10 protein-coding genes and 1 tRNA gene are annotated in these 14,578 nt (G+C 49.5%); 6 read left to right on the forward strand and 5 right to left on the reverse strand.

Annotated elements, in window-relative coordinates; translation table 11 throughout:
* Positions 1-9: 9 nt before the first annotated feature.
* A complete protein-coding gene (locus BGK46_RS13410; RefSeq protein ID WP_069590029.1) occupies positions 10-768 on the reverse strand; it encodes a sulfite exporter TauE/SafE family protein in 759 nt (252 codons plus the stop codon).
* 235 nt (positions 769-1,003) lie between these two features.
* Between BGK46_RS13410 and BGK46_RS13415 the strand changes: the two genes are divergently transcribed.
* Both BGK46_RS13415 and BGK46_RS13420 read left to right on the forward strand, forming a co-directional pair.
* On the forward strand, positions 1,004-3,952 hold the full coding sequence (locus BGK46_RS13415) for a bifunctional diguanylate cyclase/phosphodiesterase (RefSeq protein WP_084781469.1): 2,949 nt from the start codon (positions 1,004-1,006) through the stop codon (positions 3,950-3,952).
* A gap of 118 nt (positions 3,953-4,070) precedes the next feature.
* Positions 4,071-6,143, forward strand: coding sequence for an alpha-amylase (locus BGK46_RS13420; RefSeq protein WP_069590033.1), 2,073 nt, complete (start codon positions 4,071-4,073; stop codon positions 6,141-6,143).
* A gap of 43 nt (positions 6,144-6,186) precedes the next feature.
* Here the strand turns inward: BGK46_RS13420 and BGK46_RS13425 are convergent.
* The 3 genes from BGK46_RS13425 to BGK46_RS13435 all read right to left on the reverse strand — a co-directional run bounded on the left by BGK46_RS13425 (position 6,187) and on the right by BGK46_RS13435 (position 8,506).
* A tRNA-Pro gene (locus tag BGK46_RS13425) sits at positions 6,187-6,263 on the reverse strand.
* 107 nt (positions 6,264-6,370) lie between these two features.
* Positions 6,371-8,245, reverse strand: coding sequence for a DUF3413 domain-containing protein (locus BGK46_RS13430; protein WP_069590034.1), 1,875 nt, complete (start codon positions 8,243-8,245; stop codon positions 6,371-6,373).
* A 42-nt stretch (positions 8,246-8,287) separates the two neighbouring features.
* Positions 8,288-8,506 carry a YejL family protein gene (locus BGK46_RS13435; protein ID WP_069590037.1) on the reverse strand — a complete coding sequence of 73 codons (219 nt, stop codon included), beginning with the start codon at positions 8,504-8,506 and terminating at the stop codon, positions 8,288-8,290.
* 77 nt (positions 8,507-8,583) lie between these two features.
* Here BGK46_RS13435 and yejK point away from each other — a divergent pair, with 77 nt between their 5' ends.
* From yejK to BGK46_RS13455, 4 genes are all read left to right on the forward strand, one after another.
* Positions 8,584-9,600: a nucleoid-associated protein YejK gene (gene yejK / locus BGK46_RS13440; protein WP_069590039.1), complete on the forward strand. Its 1,017-nt coding sequence runs from the start codon at positions 8,584-8,586 to the stop codon at positions 9,598-9,600.
* 218 nt (positions 9,601-9,818) lie between these two features.
* Complete coding sequence (locus BGK46_RS13445) at positions 9,819-10,799, forward strand: TRAP transporter substrate-binding protein (protein ID WP_069590042.1); 981 nt, start codon at positions 9,819-9,821, stop codon at positions 10,797-10,799.
* 71 nt (positions 10,800-10,870) lie between these two features.
* Entirely contained in the window at positions 10,871-11,443 is a 573-nt protein-coding gene (locus BGK46_RS13450) for a TRAP transporter small permease (protein ID WP_069590043.1), read from the forward strand.
* Positions 11,440-12,831, forward strand: coding sequence for a TRAP transporter large permease (locus BGK46_RS13455; RefSeq protein ID WP_069590045.1), 1,392 nt, complete (start codon positions 11,440-11,442; stop codon positions 12,829-12,831). The genes BGK46_RS13450 and BGK46_RS13455 overlap by 4 nt, the downstream gene beginning before the upstream one ends.
* 106 nt (positions 12,832-12,937) lie before the next feature.
* Here BGK46_RS13455 and nhaC read toward each other — a convergent pair whose 3' ends face one another.
* On the reverse strand, positions 12,938-14,365 hold the full coding sequence (gene nhaC / locus BGK46_RS13460) for a Na+/H+ antiporter NhaC (RefSeq protein WP_069590047.1): 1,428 nt from the start codon (positions 14,363-14,365) through the stop codon (positions 12,938-12,940).
* Between the last annotated feature and the right edge of the window lie 213 nt (positions 14,366-14,578).

The raw sequence follows: 14,578 nt of genomic DNA on the forward strand, positions 1-14,578 counted from the left end.
ACTTTGGGATTAAAACGCATAAGCGGCAATACAGCCCACTAACGTCATGACAAACAAAAAGAGCTTGAGCGTCTTTGGATTGGCAGAAATCGCAAATTTGACGGCTACGCGTGCGCCAGTCATGGTGCCGACGGCAAGGAGTAGCCCCGGCAGCCAACGCACCAGATCATCAGCAATAAAAACCAGCAACGATAAGGTGGTGAATGCAAGTGTACAAGCCAGCTTAAGCGCGTTGCCGCGCACCAGATCATAATTCAAGGTACCGCATAAAGCCGCCAGTAACACAAAGCCAACCCCAGCTTGGACAAAGCCACCGTAGAACCCTGCTAAACATAAACCCAGCCACGCACTCGGTGTGTCTTTCACTTTTTTAATCGGTGTTCCCGGTGGCGGGGTGAGGGTGGTGGGTTTGACTAACATCACCACTGTCATGGCAAGTAGCGTCCCCAGTAAAAGAGGTTTCACCCAGCTGGTGGGCAGCCAAGCGGCGGCAAGTGCGCCAAGTAAGCCACCAATCAAGCTGGGTACCAGCACTGGCCAGATATCTTGCGTATCAAGTTTGTCGTGGCGTTTAAAGCCAGCCATCCCCGAGGCGCATTGTAACCACACGCCAACGCGATTGGTCGCATTGGCGACGTCGGCAGGCATCCCCATGACCATTAACGCTGGAAGTGTCAGGTTGGAGCCACCGCCGGCTAAGGTATTTATAATACCGGCAATAAACCCAAGCGCGACCAATATCGCGCCATACTCCATGGTCAGTGTCATCCTTGTCTCCTGATGTCTAAAAAGCCAGCATCTCTTACTATGTCAATACGCATTATGTGTCGTGCAACGTCTTTGATGTGTTACTTGATCTAAACCATGTTGTCGGACACCATTCATCACAAACCGGCCCTAAGTGCTGGCGATTCTACGCGGCGGTTATATAATCCCGTGCTACGCCTGAAGTTGTTCATCATGTTCGCCTAAAAAAGTGGGCGAAATAAGGTTGTATTGCGTCATGCAGCAAGCAGTTCCCTCGGCGCTGGACTCTGTCGCCCGTCGTTCGGCCCGAGTAGGGTTTATATACAATATACTGATTTCTATCATGGTCTTCGTGCTTGTTGTCGCGTCAGTGGAATTCTGGCTATACCAACAAGAGCATGATAAACAGATAGATAAAGTGCGCGCGGCATTATTGGCCTATCGGTCTCGTATAGAGCTTAACGTGACACAAAACATGGATTTAAGCTACGGCCTAGCAACCTATATCAGTTTAAATCCTGAGCTTACCCAAGAGGCATTTGCCGAGTTCGCGGCGCAATTGATGTCTCAATCTTCCCATATTCTTAATTTTGGTGCCGCGCGAAATTGGGTGATTAGTCATGTCTATCCGGAGTCGGTGGGCGAAACCCTGCTCGGTACGGATTATCACGATGTTCCGTCACAACTAGAAAGCGTGCGTAACGCCCATGCCTCTGATAAACCCGTAATCTCAGGGCCTGTTGAGTTGCTGCAAGGTGGAACGGCGTTAATTGCGCGACAAAGCATTACCAATGCCCGTAAGCACCTGCCGTGGGGCGTGCTTTCCACGGTGCTAGACATTGAGGCGTTGTTTACCGACAGCTTTACCCAAGGTGAGCGGTTACCCGTTCAAGTTGCCTTAGAAGGGCGCCGACGGCTGACTGAGTCGTTTAAGCCTATCTATGGGACGCCGCAGATACACACGCAGGATCCAGTCATCGTGACGATGAGTTTGCCATCAGGTCAATGGCGTTTACTCGGGATCCCTGAAGATGGCTGGCACGGTGTGCGTTGGCACCCGAGAGTCTGGCTAATGGGTGTCATTGTACTCGGCTTTTGGCTAGGAGGACTCTACGGTCGCTATAATGCTGGCCGCAGCTTTGCACAATCAATTGGTCGGGTTGTGGATGATAGCCATCGTTTCCGCAGTATTTTTAAGCGTCACGACGCTGTGATGTTACTGCTGGATGCCAAAAGTGGCGACATTGTCGATGCTAACGACAGTGCCCAACAGTTTTACGGCTATGACCATGCGACACTGACATCCATGCGGATCAGCGATATTAATACCCATACCGAGAGTGCGTTGCGTCAAAGCCTTTCCCAAGCGCGTCAGCGTGATAAAAACTACTTTATTTTCTCTCACCGTTTAAAAAGCGGTGAGGTGCGTCAGGTTGAGGTGCACTCTTCACCCATCACCATAGGCCATGTCAAATTACTCTTTTCCGTGATCCATGATGTTTCAGAGCGACTTGAGGTTGAGCGTAAGCTGATGCTCAACGCAAAAATCTTTGAACAATCGAGCGAAGGGGTGCTGGTGACGGATGCAGACGCCAAGATTGTGGCAGTCAATGGGGGTTTTAGTGCGATTACGGGCTATCAAGAGGACGATGTTCTAGGGAACGATCCGTCCATTCTTAACTCAGGACGTCATGATAAAGCCTTTTTCCGCGCGATGTGGGAAGAGGTTGCCCAACAAGGCCGATGGAAAGGAGAAATATGGAATCGGCGCAAAGATGGGGTGGTATATCCACAACTGCTTTCTATCAGTGTGGTAAAGAACGACGCCGGTGAGGTGGTGAACTATGTTGGCGTCTTTTCAGACATCTCCAAGCTAAAAGACTCAGAGAAAAAGCTGATTGATTTGGCGCACTATGATGCACTGACCGGCTTGCCGAATCGCTTACTATTGGCATCTCGCACTAGACAAGCACTCAAGATGCCCATGGGGGCTCATGGCAAACTGGCTCTGATGTTCCTCGACCTTGACCAGTTTAAATTTGTTAATGATAACCACGGACACGCCGTGGGCGATGAGCTGCTAAAGCTGGTGAGTCAACGCTTGTATGGTTTGTTAAGAGAAGGGGACACCTTAGCGCGACTGGGCGGAGATGAGTTCGTGGTGCTGCGTTTAATTCACAGTGACAAAGCCGCATGTGTCAGTTTGTCCGAAGACATTATTCAGGCGATGAACCGCTTGTTTGTGCTCAGCGGGGGGATTGATGCTCAGATCGGTGTCAGTATCGGCATTGCCCAATACCCAGATAATGCGGCCAATACCGAAGAGCTACTGACCTTTGCCGATTCTGCGATGTACTTCGCCAAAAAATCGGGTCGCAACACGTATGCGTTTTACAATGATGCGCTAACCGTCGAAGCCAACAACAAATTGCGCTTAGCGGTGGAGCTACGGCAATGCGTGCAAAACGAAGAGCTTGAGCTTTTCTATCAGCCACAAGTGGATCTTGTGACCGGCAACATTATTGGTGTTGAGGCACTGCTGCGTTGGCACCATCCTGAACGAGGCGTGCTCTCGCCGTTTCATTTTATTGACGTGGCTGAAGAGCGCTCGATTATTCACGATATCACCCAGTGGGTGGTGGAAACAGGGTGTCGTCAGTTAAAACAGTGGCAAGATGCGGGTCTAATGGTCTCGTTGGCGGTAAATATCTCACCACGCAATCTAGCGGATATTACCTTTACGCAGGTCGTGGCTGAAGCACTGGAAAAAACGGGCGCCGATCCGCGCTTTCTCGAGTTGGAGATCACCGAAAACACCCTAATTGAAAATCAAGCCAGTGCACTGAAAGTGTTGGAGCAGTTGCGAGAAAAAGGGGTGGGTATTGCGATTGATGACTTTGGGACTGGGTATTCGTCGATGGCCTATTTAAAACGATACCCGATCTCTAAGTTGAAAATCGATCGACACTTTATCAAAGATATCCAAAGTGAAGCTCCGGATGAAGAGGAAGTGGCGATCGTGTCTGCGATGATCGCAATGGCCGATAGTCTCGGCATGGGCGTAGTGGCAGAAGGGATTGAAACCACTCACCAACAAGCGATATTGCGTGAGCTAGGCTGTACCTTCGGACAAGGCTTTCTGTATAGCCGACCTGTGCCCGCAGACGAGATCGCCGAGCTATTCGGCATTGATGAGAGTCTATGAAAACCGATTAACTCCGCCCTCTCTGGTTAGCCCTCACACTTTTAGGGCTGAGAGCCAAGAATGATGTTATCACCTTGCTGTTTTTTTACCCTAGTAGAAAATGGCAAGGAGCACGATCATGATCCCCTTATTTTCTTGGCGGCGCATTGCGCTGGCTGTGGCGGTTGCTTGTTCAGCCTCGGTGTTTGCAGCGCCACATATCACGGTTTCAACGTCAACCACGCAAACGGATGGGCCGCTTACTGACCAGCATCCCACTGTTTTCTCATTGGGTAAAAACACTTACAAGGTCTCGGTTAGTGGGCTTGACGGTGAATGCGACGCGACCTCACCGAGCCGAGTCAAATTCAACACGCCAATTCCTTTATCGTGCCACGCGGAGAGCCACTTTGAGGTCAATATTCGCTTTGCCGGTGACTATGGTTTCTATTTCGATCCTAGCACCCACACACTGAGTATTAAGCGAGAACCTAAAAAAAACGCGACTGTGTTTAAACGGCCTTTGCCTGATGTGCAATGCCCAGTTTATCGCGGTGGCCCTGTCACCCTTACTGTTGGTGAGGCATTCGCCGATGGCACACTATTGAAAGAGGCGCTCAGCGGTCAGGTTGTACGTGTTCGCGACCATCAGGTGACGCTGACACCAGCATCAAATAGCGGTGGATTGATATTATTAGCGCCGACCGAGCGCGAACCTCAGGCATTTACCTACCGCAATGCCAATATCTACTTTGTGATGGTTGATCGCTTTCACAACGGTGATCCAAGCAATGATCACAGCTACGGTCGCCACGCCGATAATCAACAGAACATTGGTACCTTCCATGGTGGTGATTTACAGGGGGTACTCGAAAAGCTCGATTATATTCAATCACTGGGTACGGATGTGATTTGGCTGTCACCCATTGTCGAGCAGGTACACGGCTTTGTTGGAGGCGGCAGTAAAGGCGCGTTTCCTTTTTATGCTTATCACGGCTATTGGGCGCGAGACTTTACGCAAGTAGACCAAAACTTTGGCGATGATGCGGTGCTGAAAAAACTGGTAGAGGCCGCACATCAACGTGGCATGAAGGTCTTTCTTGATGCAGTGGTTAACCATCCTGGTTACGCCACCTTAGCGGACTTACAACAAGATGGCATTGAGGTGGTGAATGCGGACGCGTTACCACCGCAATGGCAAGATTGGCACCCCAAAAAAGGGCAAAATTGGCATGATTTTCACCAAGCGGTGAATTATCAAAGTGCAAACTGGCAGCACTGGTGGGGTAAAGATTGGGTACGTGCGGGACTACCGGGCTACGATGCACCTGGATCCAGCGATCAAACCCTGACTTTGGCAGGGCTTCCTGACTTTAAAACTGAATCGACTCAGTCAGTGACGCCGCCTCAGTGGTTGCTTGATAACCCTGGCACACGTGTAAAAGCCCAAGATGGCTATACGGTTAGCGATTATTTACTTGAGTGGCAAACTCAGTGGGTTGAACGCTTTGGGATAGATGGGTTTCGCGTCGATACGGTTAAACATGTCGATGGTGAGATCTGGCGAGCGCTCAAACAGAAAGCCAGTGCCGCTTTGGCATCGTGGCGACAGAAGCATCAGCAGTCCGGCGCGCCTTTTTGGATGATGGGAGAAGTGTGGGGCCACAGCGCCTATCGCAGCCCGTATTTCGATCAAGGTTTTGATGCGCTCATCAACTTTGACCTGCAAAAACAGATGGACAAAGGTGCGTACTGTCTCAGCCAAATGGAAGACACTTATCATGCTTACGCCCAAACCATGCAAAACGAAGCGGATTTTATTCCTGTGAGCTATATGTCGTCACATGATACCGAGCTGTTCTATAGCCGCTTCAAAGATATGGCGATGCAACGCGGCGCGGCCAATGCACTCTTGCTCACACCGGGGGCTATTCAAGTGTATTATGGCGACGAGGTTGGGCGAGACTTGGGTCCCTATGGAGATGATTTCCACCAGGGCACGCGCTCTGACATGGTGTGGTCACGTACTCCAAAGCAACAGCGTTTGTTAGCCCATTGGCGTAAGGTGGCTCAGTTTAGACAGCAGCATCCCGCCGTAGGCGCAGGGGTACATCGGGCCATTGCCCAAGACAATGCTTATGTCTTTTCCCGACAGCTAGGTGATGACACCATTGTTGCCGCCTTTGTCGGTCGAACCGCAAGCCAACCGTAGAAATGAAAAAGCCCGCCACTCAGAGAGTGGCGGGCGAGAAGATTGGTCGGTCTGACTGGATTTGAACCAGCGACCCCTGACACCCCATGACAGTGCGCTACCAGGCTGCGCTACAGACCGACTAAGCGCTATATTACGAATCACCCTCACAGCTGTCAATTACTCAACGGTATTGTTTTCCTGTTTTTCAATCGTTTGGCTATTAATGCGCCACTTCGTGATTGAAATTAACGGTCATGCTCTTCTGGGTGATAGAAACGCTTCAATTCATGCATGACTTGCATCAATACAGACAGCTGCGGCTTGCCTTCCGGCAAGGGGGTATAGTGCTTATCATACACTTTATAGTTACCAAATTTGTCCACTACCGTGGTCTTTTGTGGCTGCACGACCACGATATCACGGCTATCTCCAGCAATAACCCATTTACGCGGGCGATTTTTCAGCTCGAACAAATTGGTCCCACTGCTGTAGTTTTCAGCGGGTGAGCTCACTGACAGCATGGACTCCATCAAGGTGGGGGCCACATCTAGGTGACTACTGTAATGAGTAATTTGTTCTGGTGCTTGATTTGGCCAATGCATGACTAAAGGCACTTGCAACTGATAACGGCTGTAATTGGTATTGGAACCCCATGTATTTAAACCGGTTTCGTTAAACTCCATACCATGGTTGGACGTAATCATAACCACCGTGTTTTCGAGCTGTCCCGATTGTTTCAAGTCTTCCAATAAAGCGCCAAGCTGATCATCGACATAGTGCGCGGCATTGTTGTAGCTATTTTTCAATACCAGCGCCGTTTGGGTATCGACGCCGGCCATTGCGCTATCTAATGACGGCTGGAATGGTTGTGGATAGTCACCGCTTTGCTCGTAGTCACTCACGGTAGCGAGCTCCAGATAACCAAACCAAGGCGATGTATCACGCGCCGCAAGCCATGCTTGCATCTGAGAGACTGCTTCTGCATCGGCTTGCCAAGCTGGGAGATCAGGCAGATCATCGCTTTGTAAGTCGGCGCTAAAGATACTTTGGTAATAAATTGGATTGGTAAAACCATCGCCACTGAATAGTCCAATCTGGTAGCGACGATTATTCAATGTATTCATGAGTACCGGACGCAGGCCTTCCGTGCGTGCACTTTGTGCATAGCTGCCGGGAAGACCATAGAAGAGCCCAAACAGCCCAGCCATGTCGTCATTGCTGCTGCTGAAGTGATTTTTAAACCACAGGTTCTCATTGGCAAACTGGTAAAGATGCGGCATGGTCACTGGGTTGAGCATGTCGGCGCGCAGCCCCTCGATCATTACCATCAATAGGTTTTTCTGATATTTACTCGCATCCGGTGCAAACGCGAGAGGCTCTAGGGGATAGCGAATGACCTCGCTATTTTCCTGACCCCGCTGTTCGCGGAGACGTTGGTATTCTTGCCTATCCAGCAAGCCATATTTTTCCATAAAGGTCTTCGCTGTCATTGGATAGGAGACAGGGAAGGTCGAGCGTTGCGCAGTCACGGGACTATAGATAAATGCGTCGGCCCAAATATGGATCAGATGGCTAGAAATAAAGCAGATTGCAAACACGGTCGCGACCGGGATCCCGATGCGCTTGCGCGTCAGTTTACGAAGTTTACGCCACACCCATTCTGACATGATTAATTGGAGAATAAAGATAGCTGGCACGGCAACAAAGAGGTATTGCCAGTGTGCATTCATGTCAGTTTTTTCGCCGCTTAACAACAGCTCCCACACCAAGGGGTTAAGATGGAGGTGGAGGGTTTCGTAGGCATAAATATCGAGCAGCAACACCATCATACCCGTGGTTGCCACCAGTACGGCAAACAAGCGCATTAAGCGCTGTGAGGGAATGATAAAACTCGCCGGGAAGATGATCAGTATGTACAACGCAAACACAAGAAAGCCAAAATGGCCGACCCAGTTAAAAATCAGGTACGTTTGTCCTAACAGTGTTTCGGGCCATCCTGACTGGCTGATATAGCGTGTGCCAAGCAACATAGCGGCAATGATATTAAAAAAGCTAAACCAATGCCCCCAGCTAATCAGCTGAGATACTTTGTCACGATACGATGTTCCGCTATCAACCATACGTCTTTATTCTTCTCTTTTAAGATGCTGCTGCACGGTGCGTTATTGTTTGTCGATAGAAGACAACAACGCTTGGGCGAATTTCTCGGCAAAAGCCTGACGTTGCGCGGCAGGAATATTCTGATTCAGGATATTGGTGGCGACGTTACCGACCACCATGAGCGACAAATCTGTTGACGCATCGTGTTGTTCTAACACATTGACAACATCACTGATGATGCGTTCCACTTGTTTGTCGTCATACTTTGAAGTTACAGGCATAAATTCGTCTTGTCGTAATAAAACCAAAGCTGCGTATAATAACCCACACTTTAGTCTTACTGAAAATCTTTTCAATCATGAGCCTCACGCTTTCTAACGTAATATTGCATCAAATCGTTAAGCAAGATGATGATTCGCTTAACGTTCATCTTCGTGACGGACCGTTACCGCTCAACGATCAAACTGACAATCTGATGGCCGATGTACATCGGGTATATCACGCAAAAGCAGGCAAAGGGTTTGCTTTATTTGACACTGACAGTGAATTTCAGCAGTGGTTAAAGGAATATCGTGACCAAGCCCTCGACTTTCGTACTTTTTCTGAAAAAGCTGTCGAACGTTTGCGTAATGAACTTGCTAAGTACCCCTTTGCCGACAGCGGTACATTAATCATGGCGCATTATCGTGCGCTTGCGACCGATTATCTGTTTATTGGAGTGGTCGAATCTAAGCACAGTTTGCGGGTGACGGATGAGCTTGACGTCAATGCGACTGAGTACCTTGACGTGAGTAAGATGGATATTGCGGCGCGCATCGATCTCTCCACATGGGAGACCGACGCAGACTCCAACCGATATTTGTCCTTCATCAAAGGCCGAGTCGGACGCAAAATTGCTGACTTTTTCCTCGACTTCTTGCAAGCGCAAGTGGGCATGGACAGTAAACAGCAAAACCAAGTGTTGATGCAGGCCGTGGAAGATTACTGCGATGATGCGCGTTTGGAAAAAGAAGAAAAGAACGCGTATCGCAAGCAGGTCTTTGATTATTGTAATGATCAACTTAAATCAGGCGATGAAGTGGTAGTGAAAGAGCTTGCTCAAGAATTACCGCCAACGCCTGACGGTGTCGATTTCTACCAGTATGCCAATCAACAAGGTTATGAGCTTGAAGAGCAATTTCCTGCCGATCGGACGACCATGCGAAAACTTACCAAATTTGTAGGGGCTGGTGGCGGCTTATCGGTAAACTTCGATGCCATGCTGTTAGGTGAACGCGTCTTTTATGATCCAGAGACCGATACCCTGACTATCAAAGGCACCCCGCCTAATCTGCGTGATCAACTGCAGCGACGATTAACCAGTCGCGACGACTAATCATCAAGACCAAAGTGATCGATGAGGCTAATCAGTAATGGGTGAATTTTCACCCATTTCTTTTTGGTCCGATCCCGTTTTCGTCGATCCACGCTGAATTGTTCCTTCTTCCTTGTTCACAGATTGACCTTGAGCGCCTAAAACGTAAACGAAACGTTATTTAAACGTCACTCAAATGTCATGAGTGACCTCACTGGCACAAGGAAAGAGGTTGAACAATGAAAAAGCTGACATTGTCTGCAATTGCACTATCAGTCACGTTAGCGAGTGCAGCTCACGCTGCCCCTGAAGTGATTAAGTTCTCCCACGTGGTGGCAGAAAACACGCCCAAAGGACAAATGGCGCTGCATTTCCGAGATCTTGTCGCTGAGCGTATTGGTGACAAATACGAAGTGGAAGTGTATCCAAACTCACAATTGTTTGGTGACGGCAAGGAGATGGAAGCGCTCCTACTTGGTGATGTCCAGTTTATTGCCCCTTCTTTATCTAAATTCTCCAAGTACACCAAAAAACTCCAAGTCTTCGATTTGCCATTTTTGTTTGAGGACATGGAAGCGGTTGACCGTTTTCAGCAATCAGATGCGGGGCAATCGTTGCTGCAGTCGGTCAAAAGCAAAGGCATGATCGGGCTGGGCTATCTGCATAACGGCCTCAAGCAATTGTCTGCCAGTGAGCCACTACGGGTACCGAGTGATGCGTCTGGTAAGAAATTCCGTATCATGAGCTCGGATGTGTTGGCGGCACAATTTGATGCGGTAGACGCGGTGCCGCTTAAAAAGCCCTTCTCAGAAGTCTTTACCCTTCTACAAACCCGAGCCATTGATGGCCAAGAGAATACCTGGTCAAACATTTATTCGAAGAAGTTCTTTGAAGTTCAGCCTTATATCACAGCCTCAAATCATGGTGTGCTTGATTACATGGTTACCACCTCGGCGGAATTTTGGATGCAACTCCCAGATGCTGACCGTGAAGTGCTGAAAAAAGCGTTGGATGAGTCAGTGGCTTATGGCAATCAAATTGCGCAACAAAAAGCAGATGATGACCGCCAGAAGATCATTGACTCAGGACGCAGCCAAATTCTCACTTTGACCGACAAAGAGCGTGGTGAGTGGGTCGAAGCTATGCAGCCAGTGTGGCAGCAATTTGAGGATGAGATTGGTGCTGACTTGATTCAAGCGGCGGTACAAGCCAATCAATAATATCTAGCCGGGGATACCCCGGCTTTTGTTTTATCTCCGGTCTGACCGGGTTCATCCGTAGGGAGTGTAGGATGATCAAGTTCTTGCATCGATTCGAAGAAACCGTCATTGGGCTACTGCTGGTGGCGACGACCTTGTTGGTCTTTGTGGAGGTGGTGCTGCGTTTCTTCTTTAACGAAGGCTTGCTTTGGGCACAAGAGGCCACCTTGTATTTATCGGCCTGGATGGTGCTGATTGGCGCGTCATGGGGGATCCGAGAAGGCGCGCATATTGGGGTAGATGCCTTGGTGAAAACCTTTTCACCGTCACTGCAAAAGACAGTGACCTTAATTGCACTGGCGCTCGCCATGGTGTACTGCATGCTGTTTTTCTATGGCAGTTGGGTCTACCTGAGCAAGATGAAGCTAATTGCGATTGAAATGGAAGACATTCCGATAGAAAAGTGGAAAGCCATGCTGTGCTTGCTGATCGGGTTCGCTTTGCTTGGACTGCGCATGATCACTGTGGCTATCGAAGTCATTCAAGGCAAGCGTCTGGGTTTTGGCTTTGCTGATGAAGCGAAGGAGAGCATGCATCTCGCTGAAGAAGGTGTTGAGGGTATGCCAACACGCCGTCCAGCGGAAGGCAAGGAGGAATCAAAATGACCATTGCGGTTTTGTTTGGGTTATTGTTTTTGTGCATGTTCATGGGCATGCCCATTGCCATTGCGCTGGGGTTATCGAGTGTCAGTACTATTTTGCTGTTCTCCAATGATTCCCTTGCCTCGATTTCTCTGAAACTTTTTGAAGCGACGACGCACCATTACACGCTGTTGGCGATTCCTTTTTTCATCTTATCTTCTGCCTTTCTCTCAACTGGAGGAGTGGCGCGTCGGTTAATTAATTTTGCGGTTGATTGCGTCGGCCATGTACGTGGTGGATTGGCGATGGCATCTGTCATGGCGTGCATGCTGTTTGCGGCAGTCTCTGGTTCATCGCCTGCAACGGTTGCAGCCATTGGCTCGATTGTGATTGTTGGGATGGTAAGAGCAGGCTATCCAAAAGCGTTTGCCGCTGGGGTAATCGCCAATGCGGGCACCTTGGGGATATTGATCCCACCGTCAATTGTGATGCTGGTATATGCGGCGGCAACGGAAGTGTCTGCCTCGAAGATGTTTATGGCGGGCTTTATTCCGGGCTTAATGATGGGCGGGATCCTGATGGTCGCGATTTACATTGTCGCACGCATTAAAGGCTTACCCTCACAACCTTTCCCAGGCGTTAGCGCAGTGCTTGGCTCAGGGGCGCGAGCGATGGGCGGACTCATGCTTATCATCATTGTGTTGGGCTCTATCTATGGTGGCATAGCCAGCCCGACTGAAGCGGCTTCAGTTGCGGCTGTGTACGCATGGTTGGTGAGTGTGTGGGGATACCGTGATATCGGACCGCTGAAAGACACCCCGTGGCGTGTTGAGGGCGAGTCATCAATTCGTGCTTGGGGGCGTAATATCGTCCAGCTGCCTTGGGTGATGATACGCTCGGCAACCGATAAAGAAGTGGCCCATGTAGTAAAAGATGCCGCTAAGGTTAGCATTATGCTGCTCTTTATCATTGCCAATGCGATGTTGTTTGCTCATGTGCTGACCACTGAGCGTATTCCACATACCATTGCTGAAAGCATTGTGGCATGGGGGCTGCCTGCATGGGGCTTTTTAATCGTGGTCAATATTCTCCTATTGATTGCGGGAAACTTTATGGAACCGTCGGCGATTTTGTTGATTATGGCGCCGATTTTGTTCCCCATCGCCATGCAGTTGGGCATCGACCCCATTCATTTGGGGATCATTATGGTGGTCAATATGGAAATCGGGATGCTGACCCCACCGGTTGGGCTAAACCTATTTGTGACGGCGGGGATTACTGGTGAGTCCATTGGTTGGGCAATCAAGGCGGCGCTGCCTTGGCTAAGCTTGCTACTGGTGTTCTTAATGCTGATTACCTACATTCCGCAAATTTCGCTCTTTTTACCTGAGTACCTCGATTCATTGCGCTAGCGAGAGTTGAGTACTTGGTATGCAAACAAAGAAGGCGCCGATTCGGCGCCTTCTTTATCTTCAGATTGCCCGCGGCGAGCGTGCTTCGCCGCGTAACAAAAAAAGATTATGCTTTCTCTGCTGCAGGCGTCATGGTTTCCGCCGCAGTTTGTTTGTCATCTACTTTGTCAACAAACCATCCCATGTAGCTGGTTACGATGGTGACAGCGATACACACAAAGCTTAACCACATGAACGGGGCGTAAGACAGGGTTGCGACACCCAGAATGCTGGCCATGTAGATACCATTGTCACTCCACGGCACCATGCCTGATGTCAGCGTGCCGCCGAACTCAGCATTTCGCGATAGGTTTTTGCGTTGATAACCTAAGCGGTCGTAGTTTTTGGCACAGATTTTTGGTGTCAGAATCAGAGATACATACATCGCTGAGCCAAAAATGTTCCCCATAAACGCCGTACCAATGGTTGAGGTGGCTAGGCTACCTGCGCTGTTAACACGACGCTCAAACAGATTCGCAATGGTATGTAAGACGCCGACTTTTTCCAGCAATCCGCCGAAACCAAGACCAAACACGATCACCGCAACCGAGCCTAGCATCGATTCCATGCCGCCACGGTTTAAGATGGCATCAATAAAATCGACGCCCGAGGAGATGTGAAAAGGCGCCCACGCGGTGTTGATTGCCTGCACGGGAGTCATGTCTTGTAGCATCACAGCCCATACAATACCCAGTAACGAGCCAAAGCTAATCACAGGGAACGAGGGTAGACGCATCGCAAGCAATACCAATACCGCCAAAACTGGAATGAAAGAGAGCGGCGTGATCACAAATTGATCTTCCATGGCCAACATCACGGTCTCAACTTGGCCCATGTCCACGTTGCCCGCGTAGTGCCACCCTACAGCGGTAAAGAGGATACCGGTGATGATGTAGCTGATCAGTGCAATAGGCAGCATGCCTTTAATGTGCTCAACGATCTCAACGCCTGACATTGATGAGGCCAAAATCACCGAATCTGAGAGCGGCGACATTTTGTCACCAAAGTAACAACCAGAAAGCACGGCGCCTGCGGTCATGGGGGCAGGAATACCCAACCCTTGTCCAATGCCCATCATTGCGATGCCGGCTGTACCTGCCGAACCCCAAGAGGTTCCGGTAGCCAATGCGGTGAGGGAACAAATCAACATGGTCGCAAGAAGGAAAATAGAAGGGTGAATTGCTTTTAGACCATAGAAGATAATGGTTGGAACGATACCACCTGCAATCCATGTACCGACTAAGGCACCGACCGAAAGCAGAATAAGCACAGCGCCTAAACCATTTGAGATCCCTTTCGTGGCAGCAGCCTCAAGGTCTTTATATTGATGACCGAGTTTTAGGCCTAATACCATGATCACGAACCAGCCGATAAACAGGGCCAATTGGATCGGGAGATCGAGTTTTGCCGTAAATGAAAACGCTAGCGCGAGAAATATACCGAGCGAGAGAATCACTTGAAAGACTGATGGCAGTCTTGCTTGTTGTGTTGTCATAACCTTAACCTTCTTCACGTCGCACTCCTTGCAAAGCCGTGGGGCGAACGTATCGACATCATTATTGGAAGGTGGACCTAATGTGATAGCGCGACTACTCCCTGCGCAATTTACCCCCTTTAACTAGGGCTAAACTCACATCACTCTCCGTGTGTCAGTATCCTATTCCGTTTGTGAGGCGACATACTCTAGCTAACACCACAAAGAGATGGG

The organism is Salinivibrio sp. SS2, from assembly GCF_001722075.1.
Taxonomy (GTDB): Bacteria; Pseudomonadota; Gammaproteobacteria; order Enterobacterales; family Vibrionaceae; genus Salinivibrio; species Salinivibrio proteolyticus.